Origin of the sequence: Burkholderia sp. BCC1998 (genome assembly GCF_905339875.1) — a bacterium.
Lineage (GTDB): Bacteria > Pseudomonadota > Gammaproteobacteria > Burkholderiales > Burkholderiaceae > Burkholderia.
In genome coordinates this window covers 1-17323 of record NZ_CAJPHE010000043.1, presented here as the reverse complement: position 1 = coordinate 17323, position 17323 = coordinate 1, and the positions used below count along the sequence as shown (strand labels likewise).

General features: G+C 56.3%; 14 protein-coding genes. 6 read left to right on the top strand and 8 right to left on the bottom strand.

Going from position 1 to position 17323, the window contains the following annotated elements; all coding sequences use genetic code 11:
* Nucleotides 1–212: 212 nt before the first annotated feature.
* Nucleotides 213–1361 (bottom strand): alcohol dehydrogenase family protein, encoded by a 1149-nt coding sequence (locus tag U5A56_RS36110; protein WP_257776013.1) that lies wholly within the window; start codon nt 1359–1361, stop codon nt 213–215.
* A 78-nt stretch (nt 1362–1439) separates the two neighbouring features.
* Nucleotides 1440–3245: a choline dehydrogenase gene (locus U5A56_RS36105; protein ID WP_257776014.1), complete on the bottom strand. Its 1806-nt coding sequence runs from the start codon at nt 3243–3245 to the stop codon at nt 1440–1442.
* Nucleotides 3246–3586: 341 nt separating this feature from the next.
* On the opposite strand from U5A56_RS36105, the gene U5A56_RS36100 reads away from it, so the two are divergent.
* Both U5A56_RS36100 and U5A56_RS36095 read left to right on the top strand, forming a co-directional pair.
* Complete coding sequence (locus U5A56_RS36100) at nt 3587–5011, top strand: aldehyde dehydrogenase family protein (protein WP_257776015.1); 1425 nt, start codon at nt 3587–3589, stop codon at nt 5009–5011.
* A gap of 69 nt (nt 5012–5080) precedes the next feature.
* A complete protein-coding gene (locus U5A56_RS36095; RefSeq protein WP_257776016.1) occupies nt 5081–5869 on the top strand; it encodes an SDR family NAD(P)-dependent oxidoreductase in 789 nt (262 codons plus the stop codon).
* Nucleotides 5870–6667: 798 nt separating this feature from the next.
* On the opposite strand, the gene U5A56_RS36085 is transcribed toward U5A56_RS36095, so the two are convergent.
* Nucleotides 6668–7489 (bottom strand): citryl-CoA lyase, encoded by an 822-nt coding sequence (locus U5A56_RS36085; RefSeq protein ID WP_257776017.1) that lies wholly within the window; start codon nt 7487–7489, stop codon nt 6668–6670.
* Between the two features lie 322 nt (nt 7490–7811).
* On the opposite strand from U5A56_RS36085, the gene U5A56_RS36080 reads away from it, so the two are divergent.
* Together U5A56_RS36080 and U5A56_RS36075 are read left to right on the top strand one after the other, a co-directional pair.
* Nucleotides 7812–8216, top strand: a complete 405-nt coding sequence (locus tag U5A56_RS36080; RefSeq protein WP_257776018.1) for a RidA family protein — start codon at nt 7812–7814, stop codon at nt 8214–8216.
* A 183-nt stretch (nt 8217–8399) separates the two neighbouring features.
* Nucleotides 8400–9335 (top strand): alpha/beta hydrolase, encoded by a 936-nt coding sequence (locus tag U5A56_RS36075; protein WP_321927249.1) that lies wholly within the window; start codon nt 8400–8402, stop codon nt 9333–9335.
* 96 nt (nt 9336–9431) lie between these two features.
* On the opposite strand, the gene U5A56_RS36070 is transcribed toward U5A56_RS36075, so the two are convergent.
* The 5 genes from U5A56_RS36070 to U5A56_RS36050 form a co-directional block, all read right to left on the bottom strand.
* The gene (locus tag U5A56_RS36070; RefSeq protein WP_257776020.1) at nt 9432–10115 is read right to left on the bottom strand and encodes a TetR/AcrR family transcriptional regulator; all 684 of its coding nucleotides are present in this window, start codon (nt 10113–10115) and stop codon (nt 9432–9434) included.
* 48 nt (nt 10116–10163) lie between these two features.
* Nucleotides 10164–10598: an acyl-CoA thioesterase gene (locus U5A56_RS36065; RefSeq protein ID WP_124665505.1), complete on the bottom strand. Its 435-nt coding sequence runs from the start codon at nt 10596–10598 to the stop codon at nt 10164–10166.
* 204 nt (nt 10599–10802) lie between these two features.
* Nucleotides 10803–11462 carry a M24 family metallopeptidase gene (locus U5A56_RS36060; RefSeq protein ID WP_257776021.1) on the bottom strand — a complete coding sequence of 220 codons (660 nt, stop codon included), beginning with the start codon at nt 11460–11462 and terminating at the stop codon, nt 10803–10805.
* Between the two features lies 1 nt (nt 11463).
* Nucleotides 11464–12804 (bottom strand): 2Fe-2S iron-sulfur cluster-binding protein, encoded by a 1341-nt coding sequence (locus U5A56_RS36055; protein ID WP_257776022.1) that lies wholly within the window; start codon nt 12802–12804, stop codon nt 11464–11466.
* 439 nt (nt 12805–13243) lie between these two features.
* The gene (locus tag U5A56_RS36050) at nt 13244–13594 is read right to left on the bottom strand and encodes a TfoX/Sxy family protein (protein ID WP_257776023.1); all 351 of its coding nucleotides are present in this window, start codon (nt 13592–13594) and stop codon (nt 13244–13246) included.
* 1487 nt (nt 13595–15081) lie between these two features.
* Here U5A56_RS36050 and U5A56_RS36045 point away from each other — a divergent pair.
* A complete protein-coding gene (locus U5A56_RS36045) occupies nt 15082–15858 on the top strand; it encodes a hypothetical protein (protein ID WP_257776024.1) in 777 nt (258 codons plus the stop codon).
* A complete protein-coding gene (locus tag U5A56_RS36040) occupies nt 15855–16313 on the top strand; it encodes a nuclear transport factor 2 family protein (RefSeq protein WP_124665500.1) in 459 nt (152 codons plus the stop codon). The genes U5A56_RS36045 and U5A56_RS36040 overlap by 4 nt, the downstream gene beginning before the upstream one ends.
* The last annotated feature ends 1010 nt before the right edge of the window (nt 16314–17323 follow it).

The following is a 17323-nucleotide window of genomic DNA, read 5'->3' as shown; positions in this document are numbered from 1 at the left end:
TCGGACACCACCGTCCGCGGCTACGCAGTCTCGAACATGCATTGCTTGCCTCAGTTCGATGTCGGCGACTACTGACCATTAAGTATGTAAAATATACTTTGTGGTACAAGAGGTCAACCGGCAGAGCAACCAGTGCCAAACGGTCTCGTATGCAGCGCCGGACGCCGGCGAAACTCACAGAACGGACGCTGGTTGCTTCCGGCGAAGTTGCTCTAGCGAGCAGCGGGTTCGATAACAAATTTTCCGACGTGCGTGCGCTTGACGAAATCTGCCTGCGCCTGAGCAAGTTGCTCAAGCGGGTAAGCTTTGTCGAGCAGCGGGCGCAGCTTACCCGATGACACATGCGCGATCACTCTCGCAAACGTCGCCGGAGTCGGGCAAGTTATCCCATACATTTCGAGATCCTTATAGATAAGATCTCGAAGATCCATCGGCTGAACTGGGCCGCCGATCGCACCACCGGTCGTATACCGACCGCCGCGGCGCAGCACCTTCAGAAAATCGCCAAATGCTTGTCCGCCAACGACGTCTGCGACCACGTCTATGCCGTTGGCGCCGACAATTTTCTCCACGGCCTCTTTGATGCTCTCGGACTCTCGAGGAACAAAGGCATGCACGCCTAGTGCTCGGACCCGATCTTCCTTGGACTGACCGGCAATCGCGATCACTCGCGCCTTCCGGATCAACGCGAGTTGCACTAGCGCCGTGCCTACACCGCCCGATGCCCCGGTGACAACGACCGTTTCACCTTCCGAAAGTCGCGCCCGCTCCAACATCTCTTCAGCGGTGTCATACGAAGTCGGGAATGTGGCAAGTTCGGCGTCGCTAAGCGATGACGTAACCGCATACGCGTTCTCTGCGGGTACGGTAACATATTCAGCGAATCCGCCGTCGCGCTCGCCTCCGATGTATTCAACGAGCTGTGCTCGCTCGGGCAAAGACAAATCACGCACCTGCGGATCGACAATCACGCGCTCGCCGACACGGCCGGCAATCGCGGCATCTCCGACAGCCACAATCCGCCCTGCAATCGCGGCACCCTGGATGCGAGGGAACACGACCGCCTCCTGCTTCCAGGTGGCGGCCGCTTCCTCTTGCTTATCCATGATGCCCTGAACCCCGCGAAGACCGACCTCTTCGGTGAGGGTTGTGCCTGCTGCGCGGTGGTACCACTGTGTGCGAAGATTGATGTCGGTATTGTTGATACCACATGCGCCGACCTTGATCAGCACCTCCCCTCTCTTGGGGCGCGGTACCCGCACATCCTCCCGAAATTGCAGCTGATCGATCCCACCATAGCCGGTGAGCAGCACGGCACGCATGACATCAGGAATTGCTGGTACAGACACTGAATAATTCATTGTTCCCTCTTTCTACTGTTGATTACGCTTGGGACAACAAAAAGCGTTTCCTAAACTCATGTGGGCGTCGCTGAACTACTACCGCTGCGACGTCATCCAATCTTCCGCGACATAATGAGGCCGGCGCTCCGGCGCCAGCTTCCGGCCTCGAATAAGATCCGAAGCCATCTCACCAATCATGATGCAAGGCGCATTCGTATTGGCCGCGACGACGAGGGGCATGATCGACGCGTCGGCAACTCTGATGTTTTCCATACCCCGCACCTTTAAATTGGGTGCGACCACTGCATCATCATCTGCTGCAGAGCCCATGCGACAAGTCCCTGATGGATGGTATGCAGTCCCAACACGAGAGGAGACCCAGGCATCGATCTGTTCGTCCGTTTGGACGTCCTTTCCCGGGGCCAATTCTTTTCCGCGATAGGGATCGAATGCACTTTGCGCGACAATTTCACGCGTAAGACGCAACGCATTTCTGAAGCTTTCGCGATCGGCCTCTGCCTCGAGATAGTTGAATTTAAGGCATGGCTTGTCGGTCGCGCGATTGGTTTTGATCGCAAGGCTTCCCCTGCTCTGCGCGCGCATCAACGTCATATGAATTTGGAAGCTGTATCCAGGGTATGGCGCAAAGGTATCCGGTTGAAACGCCAAGCCCAAGAACTCCAGCTTCAAATCGGGGTAGCAAACGCCCGCCTTCGTTCGTATGTAGGCTGCGGCCTCGAACTGATTGCTCGCCGCTACCCCCGTCTTCGTCAGAAACCATTGCGCGCCGGCAAGGTGCTTGCGAGGGAACTTCGTAAATGGGGCAAGACCGAGCGGCTGGCGGCATTCGACTTGCAATGTGATATCCGGATGGTCCTGAAGGTTTGCCCCGACACCTCGCAGTTCATGCACCGCTTCGACGTTGGCGGCGCGCAGCACGTCGCTAGGTCCCACGCCCGAGAGTTGCAAGAGTTGCGCGGAGCCAATCGAACCCGAACACAAAATCACTTCCCTCCGGGCAGAAATCACGCTGCTTTGGCCATTTTTACGAACCCGAAGACCTGTTGCGCGCTTGCCCGCGAAAACAATCTGCTCGGCGAGCGTATTTGTGCTGATCGTGAGGTTGGCGCGGCGCCGCACGTCTGGCGAAAGGTACGCACGCGCCGCGCTCCAGCGGCGCCCACCGAAAATCGTACATTCGCTGGGGTGAAAACCCTCATGCTGATAGGCATTGGAATCGTCGGTGGTCGGGTAGCCAGCCTGTTTTCCCGCTTCCATGAAAGCCGCTTGGAGCGGGTCCTTCCCCACATCGGGGCGGCTGACTCGCAACGGGCCGTGACGGCCTCGATAATCGTTGCCCTCTCCGTGAAATGTTTCGGATCGCTTGAAGTACGGCAGAACATCTGCGTAGCTCCAGCCGGTGCAACCGTAGGTTTGTTCCCAGCCATCGTAGTCCAGTGCATTGCCACGGGTGTACACCATCCCGTTGATCGACGACGAGCCACCAAGGACCTTACCTCGCGGATGGTCGACCTGCCGCCCGAATAAATACTTTTCCGGCTCACTCATGTACTGCCAGTTGAACTCGTTGCCGGAAACAAGGCTTTCGACAGCAAGTGGCATGTCGATGGTCCAGCTTTTGTCTTCCGGTCCGGCTTCGACGAGGAGGACGGTGATCGAACGATCCTCAGACAGCCGTGACGCAACAACGCAACCGGCAGATCCAGCGCCGATGACGATGTAGTCGAAGCTCTGGTCGTCCAATTTAGAGTCTTTCATGTTCATAGCAACAACGACGCGGATAGTGTTTAGACCAATGGTACTGTAAAAAAGACCATTGAGTATAATTTTTTTGGGAACAACAAGAATGGTCTCGATGCATGCCGCCCCTAGGAATGCCACTGATAGGGATTTCCCTAGATGACTCGGCGCAATGCATTGAACCGGATAGCCGACTGTCAGCCCGCCCCGCGCTAAATTTGAACAGCTAGCACGAAAATCTGACTATGCGGTATATTGCAGGTGGATCGGGAACGATCAGCCCACGCACGGGCGCGCTACGCGGGAAAAGTCCGTCCCACGGGCGTCGCGATCGCGCGTTTGATATGCAGTTCTTGGAGGTACCGCACAATGCCTGCCGCCTGCGTCGGGTCGACCGCCTGCTCTCGACATTCGCTTCGCATCCTTGATGCTCCGGGAGGCGCAGACTTTCTTGTCCAGTTCCGATTGCTCACGAGACAACCATGGATAATTTCTTGAAGTTTTACATCGCCGGTCAGTGGGTCGACCCCGTCGAACCGCGCAAAGCGGCCGTCATCAATCCGGCTACAGAAGAACCGACCGCCTACATCTCGATGGGAACGCAAGTCGATGTCGATCGTGCCGTAAAGGCGGCTCGTAATGCCTTCGCTAGCTATTCACAAACATCGACTGCTGAGAGGGTCGCTTTCTTCGAGCGTGTACTGCCGATCCTTCGTCGCCGCCACGGAGAGATTGCCTCATTGATCTCCCGCGAGATGGGTTGCCCCATCACCTTCGCCAATGAAGCACAGGTCACGTCCTGTATCGCGCACACCGAAACTGTCATCGACGTATTGAAGTCGTACTCATTCGAGGAGCAGGTCGGTAGCACCCGAATCATCAAGGAACCCATCGGCGTTGTCGGACTCATCACGCCATGGAATTGGCCGCTGAATCAAGTCGTCTGCAAAGTCCTTTACGCGATCGCGGCGGGTTGCACCATCGTGTTGAAGCCCAGCGAAATCGCACCTCTCGACGCGACGGTCTTTGCGGAGATCCTCGACGAAGCCGGTCTTCCGGCCGGTGTGTTCAATCTCGTCAATGGCGACGGCCCGACGGTTGGCGAAGCCATTTCGCGCCATCCCGACATCGACATGGTGTCCTTCACCGGCTCGACCCGTGCAGGCGTTCTAGTCGCCAAGGCCGCTGCCGATTCCGTGAAACGCGTGACGCAAGAGTTGGGCGGCAAGTCCGCGAACATCGTTTTCGACGATGCCGATCTGGACGCCGCGGTTCGATCGTGTGTACGAGCAATATGCGCAAACAGCGGACAAACGTGCGACGCACCGACGCGGTTGCTTATCGCGCGCCATCAGTATCAGACAGCTGTTGAAATTGCCGCGGACGAAGCGCGCAAGCATACGGTTGGCGACCCCGCCGATCCGAAAACGATGGTAGGCCCGGTCGCAAATCGAGTTCAGTTCGAAAAGATACAGCGCCTCATTTCGAATGGCGTGGCCGCCGGTGCACACCTGGCAGCGGGCGGCCCCGGGCGTCCCGAAGGACTCGAGCGCGGCTTTTATGTACGGCCGACGATCTTTTCCGATGTTTCTCCCGATATGGAAATTGCTCGCGAAGAGATCTTCGGCCCAGTGCTGGTTGTGATTCCCTACGACAGTGAAGACGAGGCCGTCGCGATCGCAAATGACACGGAATACGGACTCGCAGGCTACGTTTCGTCAGGTGACCTTGAGCGTGTTCGACGCGTTGCCCGTCGCCTCCGTGCTGGCTCCATTTTCGTCAACAGCCCGGACTTCGATGTTCGCGCACCGTTCGGTGGCTACAAGCGGTCTGGCAATGGTCGAGAAGCCGGTGCCTATGGCCTGGCGGAATACCTCGAAGTGAAATCGGTGATCGGCCACGGCTGATTGCGGTCTAACACGTCTACGAGCGGCGATGACTCGATGTGACGAGCCGCTCACAACTCAAGGGTGCAAATGATGTTCGACTTCAAAGACAAGATTATCGTAGTGACTGGCGGCGAGACCGGGATTGGCCGTGCAACCGTCGAATCGTTTGCCCGCGCAGGCGGTACCGTAGTTATCGCGGGCTTTCTCGAAGACGAAGGCGACGACGTGGTTTCGTCGCTTGCGAAAGAAAACCTCAAGGCCGAGTTCATGAAGACTGACGTCCAGAACGAGGCGATGATCGAAGAGGTCACTGGAAAGATTGTAGCGAAGCATGGTCGAATCGACGTTCTGGTGAACAACGCCTCGGTATTCGATGGATTTGCCGGTATCAATGAAACATCCACGGCCCTCTGGGACAAGGTTCTGAACACCAATCTGCGTGGAACGTTCCTGATGAGCCGTGCCGTCTTGAAGAACATGATGCCGCGTGGCGAAGGCGCCATCGTGAATGTAGCTTCCGTCGGCGGCGTCATTGGGGGCGCCGATGGCCTGGCTTATACCTCGTCGAAGTTTGGCGTGATCGGCCTCACACGTCAGATGGCGTGTGATTTGACCGCTAAGGGCATCAAAGTCAACGCAGTTTGCCCTGGCATGATTCAGACCGATATGCGCAAGCATTCCACGCGCATTCTGGCCGACGATGCGCCGCCGATGCGCGGCGTCGGCGTCAACCCCGATGCAATGAAGCGCGTCCCTGCGGGAAGAAAGGGGGTCCCCAATGATATTTCCAACGCGATCCTGTTCGCCGCGTCGCCGTACTCGGACTACATGAACGGTCACTCGCTCGTAATCGATGGCGGTTGGACGATCCAGTAAGAAATATGCGGGCATATTTGCCCGCGTTTCGCTCTCGTCATGAAAGGTAAAACGGCCAAGATGCGATTCTTGGCCGTTGATACTTCGAGGATCAGGTTGCCTGCGTCCCATTTGAATTGCTTGCGCCAGTCCTTCTGAAGCTTCGCGAATCTCGACAGGCCGAAGCCATGGCACGACGTGACCGCCACCCACATGCCGTCAGGCCCCGAGACCTTATCACGGATAAGGGAATGGTCAGGCGAAAGATCGATCACACCATCCCGGCATCGCAAAAGCGGAATGCTTGTGGCCTACGGCAGCAGTTCCGCGACGCGTCGAGCGGCGTTGTGGAAGATCGGTGTAGCGGGCTTGTCTGGCTCCGAGGTCAAATCGACGTCGGTCCACCTCGTGCGGACCTCCGTTGAAATGCAGGTTTCCGCGATGAGTCTGAGGCACCGACCCACCGTTCCCGATCATCGGGAACGTAAACATCGGCGCGCGAGCGATCTCACGTGGTGAGACTCCCATCCCACAAATATTATTCACCGACGGAGTTCGGCCCATTGTTCTCTAGTTTTCTGCGCCTGCTGGCTTCTGGTACAACCTGAGCCGCTTGAATTCGTCGGGTAGCGCGTAGACGCATGACAATGGCCAATTGGCCGTCAGTAGTTCCTTCAGGTGCACCGGAGGCGATATTAAAGACCAGACCTAGAACATAGTCTGGGCGACGCCGGAGGGTGGTGGCAGGCTCGACTCCTCCAATATGTGGTCGATGTGCGCCCGCACCTCCTAGCAGGTGCAGGCGCACAAGCAGTGTGCTTATACTGCTTGCCAGCCCGCGCCGAGAAGATCTTCCTTGAGATTCTTACGTTCCTGGGAATACGACGCGTCGGCATCTGCGACACCGCGAATGCGAATCTTTGATCTGAGCTCCTCCGAGATGTGAGCAATGACGCCCGGCATCGTCGACACCAGCGCCAAACCCGTCATTTCAGCCGGCGTGAACTGCATCTGCGCCAAGATTGCGGCCATCATCCCCACCTCGTTGATGACGAGATCAGGCTTATTTGCCTGCTTGATGAATGATGCATGGATAGCTTCGTACCAGTCGCACAGCTCGCCCCAGACACCGTTCTCCTTCGCGATGGCCTTCAGTTTTTGCGCTCGCGGGTCTGTATAGCGAAAGTTGGGATGCCCAAAGCCGGGCACTCTCTGTCCTTGTGCGCGGAGCGCTGCAACGATGACATCAGCTGCATCGGCCATCGAGTCGTCTTGCCGATTGTACGAAGCGAAAGTGGCCAAAATGAACTCCCCGCCTGCATCAGGCGCGAGCGTGTACTCCCCGGCCGACAGCACCGCTGTTGCCATGCCCGCCACCATCGACGGATTGCCGGAAACGCAGTAGCGCGCAGCAACCGTACCGGGTTTCTTCAGCGAATAGTCGAGCACCGAGCAAAGAATTGCGTCCATCATTTTGGACTCGCCTGGTGTCGGGAGCCTGCCTCTGATCAGCAAGTAAGAGACCGATGCAAACGAAAGTTGCCCGATCAGTTCACCCAAATCGTAACCACGAATGAAAACGCTCGATTCTTCGATGTGACTGACCGACGATTCCCATGCCGGCTTTGTAGAACTTGTCATGCCCTATCCCATCCCTCAGTTTGATTAGCCGATCCTATGTGCCATGGTTCGAAGCCCTCCCGGCAAACAGACCACGAAGGATTAAAATATACTGTACGGACAAATTTTTGTCCACTTGGTCTATAATTGGCTGGCAACGTAACGTCACTGCAAGAGGCACCCCAGTCGCCAGACAACAATGTGGGCATCGGCGATCGGCTGCTGGCGCACGCTCCTCATGAGAGCACTGTGCGCTCCTGCTGGAATAGCGCGATCGCAACTGCTTGTGTTCCGCTCGCAGGAAAGCGAATCGAGACTTCTTTCATCAACTTGGGGATAGGCAATGCTTACCGCAATCAATCAGCCGGGGATCTCGTACCCCGGCATCTCTCAAGCGGTTCAGGGTTCCGGCGACGTCCTGCTGTTGGGCGGCCACGTCTCATCAGACGAAAACGACAACTTTATCGACGGCGACTTCGAAATGCAGGTGCGAAACACGTTCCGAGCGCTCGAGCGCACGCTGCGAGCTGCTGGCGTGGGCTTCGAAGCAGTCGCCCGCTTCACCTACTACGTCCCTGATTTTGAAGAGAACCTTCTTCCCATCTTCAAGCGAGTTCGGGCCGAGTTCATTACCGGTCAGAATCCGCCGGCGAGCACGTTCATCCCGGTTGTGAAGCTTTTCGATTCGCGGGCAAGGATCGAGGTCGACGGTATTGCCGTAGTTCCCGGCAAGACTCGCATCAGTTAAAAGTCGCGCGTTGGATTGCCCCATAGAAAAGCGAACTGCGACCATCACTGTTACGCCTGCAGCCCGATAGGACGATTGACCGAGACGCGGACGAGATCGATGCAAACACCAGGGGCAACGTCCGCGAACCGCGGGCAGTATGGTGATATCAAAAGGAGGACCGTCGTGCCGTCAAGACATCTCGTGGATCCGGAGCTACGCGCTCTTATCGATGAAAAGCCCTCCTCCCCGATCGATCTCGACACGCTGTTGCAGTCGCGGACCGTTATGGTGGAAAGCGTCGGCGTGTGGTTTCCCGCCCCGCCGGATGGGGTTGAAATCGTCGAGCGCATGATCCCTGGGTGGCCAGGTGCGCCTGACGTGCGCGTGGTAATCACACGGGCGAAAGGGAGCGAGAATGGTGGCCCAGCCTTCCTTCACATTCACGGTGGGGGTTACATCATGGGCTCGCCTGAGATGGGTCTTGCCACCGACGCAGCCTATGCGCTCGAATTGGGCGCGACCGTGGTATCCGTCGACTATCGCCTAGCACCGGAGAACCCGCATCCCGGACCGCTAGAGGACTGCTATGCCGCGCTGACCTGGCTCAACGCCGAGGCAGAAGCGCTAGGTGTCGATCGAGATCGGATCGTCGTCACCGGCGAGAGCGCCGGCGGCGGTCTAGCGGCGGCGTTGGTACTTCTCGCTCGCGACCGGGGCGAAATCTCCATCGCTTTCCAGCATCTGGTCTTCCCAATGCTTGATGATCGCACGGCAGCGTGTTCAGAGCCGTCGCCATATCAAGGCCAGTTCGTTTGGACGCCAGAGAACAATCTGTTCGGATGGACTTCACTCCTAGGCGGGCCGCCGGGTGCCACGGCGGTCTCACCTTACGCTGCAGCGGCGCGCGCAGACAATGTCGAAGGTCTCCCGCCAACCTTCATCGCCTGTGGGGCCCTAGATCTGTTTCTAGCAGAGAACATGGACTACGCCCGCCGGCTGATGCTAGCGGGTGTGCCGACCGAGTTTCACGTGTATCCGGGCGCCCCGCACGGTTTTTATCTAATCGAGACCGCCCGAATCACTCGAGCCTACATTCGCGATTCGATGTCCGCGCTAGAGCGGGCGGTGGGCGGCTGATCTAGCGCGAACGAGGCCTAGATTCGCTCAATGCGCTTGGGGGTCAGCCTCAGCAACGCAGCCTTTGAGCACTCTCCAACTCGTCGCCCGGGCAAGTTACGCGTTAGCCACCCTCGGAACCTTCGTCGACGTCTTGCGCACGGTCGCCTTGCTTGCAACCGACTTAGCCACTGGAGTGGCCAGGTAACCACCGGTCAAGATATCCACGTAGTACTCGGCGATCTCCGGCGCAGAAATCGGACCTTCCTCGTTGTACCAGCGGTACAAAGAATTGCACATCCCCAAAAGTCCTGCAACAGCGATACTCGAGGGAATATCACGAAACAAGCCTTTCTTGACACCATCCTTGTACACACCATTGATGACGGCATCGTACTCGCGCCGACGCTGAACGTGCAGCTTGAGTTGCTTCTCTTCAAGCTCGCTCTCTTCGCGATTGTAAATCGCGGTCCAGTCTCGACGCTCCATGACCAAAAGAGCGTGGCCCTTTAAAAGCTCTCTCAGGGCGAGATCGGGAGGCAACTCCCTCACCACCACCGAGGAAATCATCGCAAAGTAGCTATCGTAGATACGATTGAAAATCTGCCACAGGATTTCATTCTTGCTTTTGAAATAGTAGTAGACCACCGATTTCGTATAGCCAAGATTAGCGGCGATATCATCGATTGTGACAGCGCGGAAACCTCTCTCCGCGAATAAAACCACGGCGGAAGCAATAATTTCATCCTGTACGTAAGCCTGCTTCTTCGCCTTCAGCTGTTCTCTACGATCGATTTTCATAACGCTTTTCCCAGAATCAGCATTTAAGTTATCGCCCGGTACCTCGGGTCACCCGGAAACATTCGTTGCGTCGGACGATTCCGTGAGCACGCAAATCTCCGACCGAATGGAATCGGGTATCGGAATGCTCTTTCTCTCTTTCAGATGAAAGTACACCGATGTCATCAGGAGTTCAGCGGCCACCTCACCGCTTCTTGCCAGAAGTCGGTGCTTCGACCTGAGCGAGCTCTTGCCAAGGTCGATGACTTCGCTGTCTACCATGTAGAGATCGCCGACTCGAAGTTCCGAGCGGAAGTCAATCTCATAGCGAACGTCGGCCCAACCCTCATCTCTGGAGTTCCGCCATTCAGGGTCATACCCGAGGCGCGACACAAGATGCCACATCGCTTGATCAAAGGCTGCGATGTAATACTGGACTGTCATATGCCCCATCGCATCCGTTTGCGACGGATAGACAACGCCATTGAATGTTGGGATTCTCATTGGTCTCCTTGACGGATACGCCGACACCCTCACCTCGCAGAGCGAGGTGAGATATATTGTCTTTTTTTTTGACCGTGTAGTCAACAGGTTTGTCCGACTATTGACCGTACCGCCACGCCATACGCGCGGAACATAGCCAATCAGCGAACATGACGATCCCTGGGCGACGGGGCCGCTCGGGTCTCCGCACAGGCTGCACTGCGCCTAGGTCAACAAGTCCTCGAAGTATGCGCCGAAAGGTAGCGTCTTATGTCGGATCAGAATTTCGAGGATCCAGATGTTGGAACTCGGAATGCCCTCCATCGAACGGAGCGTTCCGTGATACTGGTGAGGAAAATCCCCTACCCTGTGACCAGACATGATCGAATCGAAGACCCAGCCCAGCTTGTCTGCCTCTGCTGCGGCAAAGCTGTACAGGTCAATGCCCGTCAGCCCCCGCGATCGCCATGCGTCCTGCACACCGCTCCACAGAACCTTTACGTCGGACTTTGCTCGCAACATCTCCGGGTCGCCTCCAACAACGAAGGTATCGCCAGAATCAGCTTCGTACCCATCCCACAACGGACCGATATCGAGCGTGAAAATGTCGTTCTCTCCGAGGACGATATCCGGCTTAGATGGTGCGCCGTACTCTAGCATTGTGTTGCAGCCAAACCGAATGCAGATGGCGTGCCATCCCTGCAAAAGTCCATGCTTTTTGAGAGTCTTCCGCGCGAGCTGAGTCGCCTGCGGCTCAGTCATGCCGGGCTTGATCGCAGTCGCGATGTCGTCAACGGCGAGCCACGTTCTTCTGCGGGCCTCAAGCATGCCCTCCGGCTTGAAGGCTTTGCCCACGTACTCGCTTTGAATCTGTTCATTGCTCATTTCAATCCCTCAAAGCGGAAACTCGCCCAGGCGTACCCGGCAGATAAACGGTTCGAGACTCAACTTCTCGGCTCAGCTTGAACTGACAGGCAAGCCGGTCCCCATCGCATGCGTCAGGCAAGCAATCAAGAAGATCGATCTCATCTTCGTTCATGCCGTTGACCAGCGCAGGCTCGACCCTGACCCGGCAGGTGCCGCATACCGCACCGCCACCACAATAGTGATCGAGGTTTAAGCCGGACCGCATCAGCGCCTGAAGAAGCGTGCATCCGTTTTCGGCGTGCATGCGCCCTTTCACAGATCCTTGAAATTTCACGACAAAATCGATGAGGCTCTGTGATCCGTCCGTTTGCGGCGGCTTCACGTTAAACGAATCGGTGAAGAAGCGATCGCTCGGAAGCCCAAGCTCTGAGACAAGCTTTTCCTGTGCAAGCGCGATCATAATCGGCGAGCCACACGCGTACACATCGAAGTTTGCGAGACTCCGATGATCTTGGGCTACGCAGTCCTGTAGGTACCCAATTCTGCCCGACCACTCACCAATCGGGGCTGCCGAGACCGGGATGAAATGAAAGTTTTCTCCCATCGTCGACCATTGGCGCGCAAGATCCGGGCGGTAGACGTCGTTCTCTGTTTGCCCACCCCAATAGAGATAGACCGGGGATTTGCGCCTCCATAACGCATGTGTCTCGACCATTGACTGGATGGGAGAGAATCCCGTGCCGGTAGCCATCAAGACTACCGGACGGTCGTCCGGAGTCGTCCACGTGAACTTCCCCAAGGGGCCTTCCAGACCAAAGATATCGCCGGCTCTCGCCGCCTCGAACAACCACCCAGTGAACTCTCCCTGAACCTGCCGCCTGATGTGTAGTTGAATACTGCTCGAGTCGCTTTCCTTGCTAGCGATCGAAAAGTACTTCTGGCGGTCTCCGGTCCAACGAATGCAAACGAACTGACCCGCCTGGAATTTGAACGATTGTCCGTCCATAAAGTCGAGATCGACGACCGCGACCTCCGGGGTCGGGAACGCGATGGAGCTTACTTGAACGGCCCGAGCTTGGGGTGCCGCTCCATTATCGTTACACTCCACGACCAATTCGGATCGCGCGAACGTTTGGCACATCAGCACACTGACAGGCCTACCGTCTCTCGAGGCGATTTGTGTCTCGCCGTCGATTCCGTTCGAGAACGCGCCGTCGCGCACTAGGCCAGCACACTGCCCGCAAATACCCCGACGGCAAGAATGGCTGATGGCGCTGTGTGCCTGAATCGACGCGCTCACGATGTCGACGTCGCCGCGCGTCTCAAATTCGACGCCGTTGAGTTCGTTAAATATTTTCATGCAGATACAAGGCCGCAAGGCTGGCTATAGACCCCGGCCCCCCGCTTGGTGCGAGGGTACCGAGAGCGAAACCACGACATCCCTAGACAATACGGTAGTCTTTGGACGAGTCGACTTCGGGCCCCGGGAACGAAACTGCTCCGAACCTGAGGATTTCCCTCTCTTCTCGTACCAATAGACCAAATTTTCCAACCTACCAGTCAGTATGAACGAAAAATGGGCCGCGTCAACCTTCTTCTACAAGGTTGACGCGGCCGCAAGCGCTCTGGCCGACTAACCGGTATCCAAACTAGCCATCCCCCCCCGCCTCGAGGTCTAGAGGGATGCTCAATGGACCGAAGGCGTCAAGGAACTCAGCTCAGTCAAGCGCGCCTTACCCGGAGCAAGATGCCGGTAGTGAACAGATATGGGGCGGCTCGACGCCATTCATTTCAGTCAATCAGTCCTTGGCAGCCTTCAAGGCGGCGCTCCATGCTCGTTGCGCCCAAGCAAGAAGCGCCTGATGATCTTCGATCACGTCGACGGGCGCTTCCCAATAGGACTTCAGCGCATGCTCACGGCCATCGGCGACATAGCCTAAGGCATGCGAGCCTGCCGCTTCATACTCGGCGCGAGTCGCATCGTCCACTTTGAAGTACAGCGAGCCCTTCCAGACCATCGCAAACACGTGCCCGTCCCGATATAGCGCGACGGCCCCGAACAACGAGCGCGTCGTTATTTGTCCCCACCCGGACAACTGCTCTGCATAGTGCTCTGCCAAGTCCCTACTTTGCTTCGTAAGTTTTGTCATCGTCGCTCCTGGGAAATTTCGAATGTCGACCAACCCGCTCCCATCGCACCCTGCGGCGGATGCAACAAATTCGGAATCAAGTATTAGTGATTCCCGTGGGCGAACTCAGCCGACCTTGTACGCATAGTCAAATCCACTCACGTCCATCGCCCTACTCTTCTTTGAGATCGCTCTGGACCGGGTAGCTGCTTGCCTGAGCGACGCAGATATCGGGGGAAAGTGTCACCGCGCCTCTTTATGGGTCGCAATCATCAAGGTCAATATTTGCCAGTATGGAGCAGTAACGACACGTGATTACCCATCAGATAGCGTCATAATCGCAGATATTGGGTATTCAAAGCGGAGATGTGTGGGATGACCAGGCCTGCGGTGGAGCGTCTGGCGCACAAGCCAGCAAAGCCGCCCCCGTTACTACGACCTTGAGGTGTTTCGCCTGCCGGACCTCAAGCATCGGTCGACGGTCCAAGCTATGCGCAGGACCTATTGCTACGAGTTCTACATGCTCATCTGGGTGACGGAGGGCAGTGCAAGCGTTTTGTGGATTTCGAGCCGATTGTGTGCTGTGCCGGAAAGCTCACGCTTCAGCCAGGCCAGGCTTACAACTTCGGCAGCGATGACGACTAGGATTGCTGCTGCGCCCTGAATTTCTGTTGGTCGAGGCCGCGTTTGGGAATGCCACCTGCCCTGGAGCGCTTACCCGGGCATATCCGCTTCGATCCGACAGGCTCGAGCATCAGCAGGAGTTTGAATCCGCGGACGTATCGGCAAGCTGTTTTAGTGCTTAGCTACATGCGTTGTGGCGCTACGGCATCTACGCACGCTGAGCTGCTAACCATCCTGCATGGGAAACGCCAGACGCAATCTTCATCTCGGTCGAGCGTGTCGCCGCGCTTTCAGCAGTTCCAAGCTAGTGGACCAAAGATTCTCGCAGTGGAATCATGCAGCGCGACTACACAGTCCACCTTGGCTGCACCGATAAAGGGCCTGACGCGCGCCACGTTGGCAGCAGAGGGCAGAGTGCCAAGGTTTATCTGTCGAGACCGATCGTCCTTCAAGCCAAGCGGCTGCTCATATACACCGACGTACCCATCGGAGTGCTTTCCGACCGATTGGGATTCGGGGCGATCGATTCCGCAAGTTCTTCAAGCGGGAAACGAATTGCACCCCGAAGGAATTTCGCAAATGGTCAGCCGCTTTCTGAGCGACCGGAGCGCCACAACCGGCCATATGCAGCACGTGTGCCATTCCTTTGGTAGGATACGTGGCCGTCGTTGATACAAACAGTAAGGAGTTGAGTCGCTGTGTTACACAAGAAATCCGAATCGACAAACCCCGACGGTCACGAACAGGTTTGCCTCAGCGCCGATGACACGCGTCACGGCGATCCTGAAGGGATCGCTCGCTATTACGAGCGCTTCTCCAAGGGTGGCTTCGGATTGGTGATCACGAAGGGGTTATACTGATCAGCAGTTCTCAAGGAGCACCCCGTGCCGGCCCAGGCTCAGCGACGAGGCACCGGCACTTCCAGGATCGTGCCGGTACAGCGGTTGCATGCATATGGTGCGGTCACCATCTCGCAAATCATGCACTCCGGCGTCCTGACCCAAGCCACCCGATACAAGAATTCCACTGTTGCGCCGTCGGCGATTCAGCCGCCGGGCGAGCAGTTGGCCACGTACTGCGGAAGCGATGGCTATCGGTTCCCGCTGGAAATGTCATATGCAACGATAGTTGACGCGAACAGCCGCTTTGCAGAGACCGCCCGACGGGCTGCGTCGATCGAGGGCTTCGACAGTATCAAGCTTCACGCGGCCAACGGCTACCTGCTTGACCAGTTCATCTCTTCCGCACCCAACCAGCGTACATATCGCTGGGGCAGAGATACCCGATCGCAACTCACATTCGTCCGTGAGGTTATCTACGCAGTAAGCGCCACCATCGATGACGAGACAGTCTTGGGCATTCGCGCTTCTCCTGGCAACGTCAACAATTTCGCATCGCTCCGGGAAAACGGTGAGCGGGATGCGGAAGCGATCGTCGGAACACTGACAGGTAGCGACGTCGATTACATTTACACAACCCTCTACCGTGGCTGGCAACCGACTTTCCCCGTTCAACCTGGAAGTCTGGCCGAGCTGGCCCGCAGCTATGCACCTTCTGTTCCGGTTATTGCATATAGCGATCTGCTGACTCGTTTTTCATCTGCGCACGACTCCTGTAACGTCGCCCCGCAGTCAATCAAATCCGTAAGGAGAAAATTATGACTACAGCATTGCCCGTCTATGAGCAAAATTACAGTCCCGAGGAGCGTGCTCTCGCACACCATCTTATCGGGCTTGAAAAATCCGCCTTGGATAAGTGGTTTAAAGGAGATACGTCCGGTTACAAGTCGCTGTGGTCCGAACGCAGCTTCACATACTTTGACGCCGTCGTTACCGAGCGAGTGGATGATTACAACGTCATCAACGAATTCCTAAAATCAATTGACGGCAAGTTATTTGCAGATAGTTACGAACTCCGAAGCCCACGCATACAGGCAGCGAAGGATATGGCAGTACTGACGTACCAGCTCTATTCCAAAACAAATCTAATAGACATGGAGTACAACGTCGTCGAAGTATTTCAGAAGGAAGATGACGAATGGCGCGTTATTCATTCCACATGGTCATTTATCCGTCCGATGGATAAAACGTTCTCTAAAGGCGATAGCATCGCTTAGCCTAGCAATTCCGGTGCGGCGGGTTGACTGGGACGCTGCCTATATCGCCAACCCGCTCCTCTCGCCCAGATCCAGAGGTACGTGCTGCAGAAAAGTCACTGAAGGCTTACATCACACTTTGTTTTGACACCACTTCGTCAAGGTCTTGCATGTGTCCGTGGAGGGTTTAGCCACTACTGACCAGCGCGCGTGAACGCCAACTGCGATTAGCCCTGATCCAGGGGTACACCCCAAAGTCGATATTTGGGCGTATGCGTGGCCAGTTCAGGCCCGTCAGCGTTCCGATCTCTCCCCTAAGCGAATCCTGATTAGGTCTTAAGCAATTTTACTTTGATTAAAATTGCGTTCAACGTCAGAATAATTTCGCGGAGTTATCGGTCGCTTGGCCCAACATGTTTTAGCATCTCAAACATCTGCAGTGTGAAATCGTCCAAATCCAATGGCCCTTTTGGGATCTAGTATTGCATCGATTTCGGTGATACGAATCAGAGCAATCATGCAACCATTGCCGATGGTGCGGGCGGTTTGGTCCACTCCGACGGACAGGAAAACTGCATACATCAGCGCCGAGGGAATCACCTGACGCCTGTGCTCTAGCGCCCGAGGCTGCTGTTTTACGCAACCTCGGGCACAATCAGTCATTCGCGTTCGTCAGCGAGGTCGCTGACCATCCGCCAAAGACAGGCAGAATTTGGCGTGTACGGGATACGCTGGAGGATTTGCCGGAGTCCTGGGAATCGGCCTTTACAAGTGACCCAAAGGCACGAACGAGAGCGCGGTCAAACATGCCTGATAGATACGAGGCCTCTCGGGCCACCGGCCTAATTTCCACGATGCCATGGTCGTCGTCGTGACGACGCGCCGAGTGTCTCTCAAATCTTCGGAGCGTGCATAAATACCTATAAATACTCGGAGGGCGCTCAAATCCGTTTTTTAACTTTGTCGAGAAACCGCAAGTAATCGAGCAATACTACACAATCACATCCAAGCCTGAAATATTCGCGATTAGA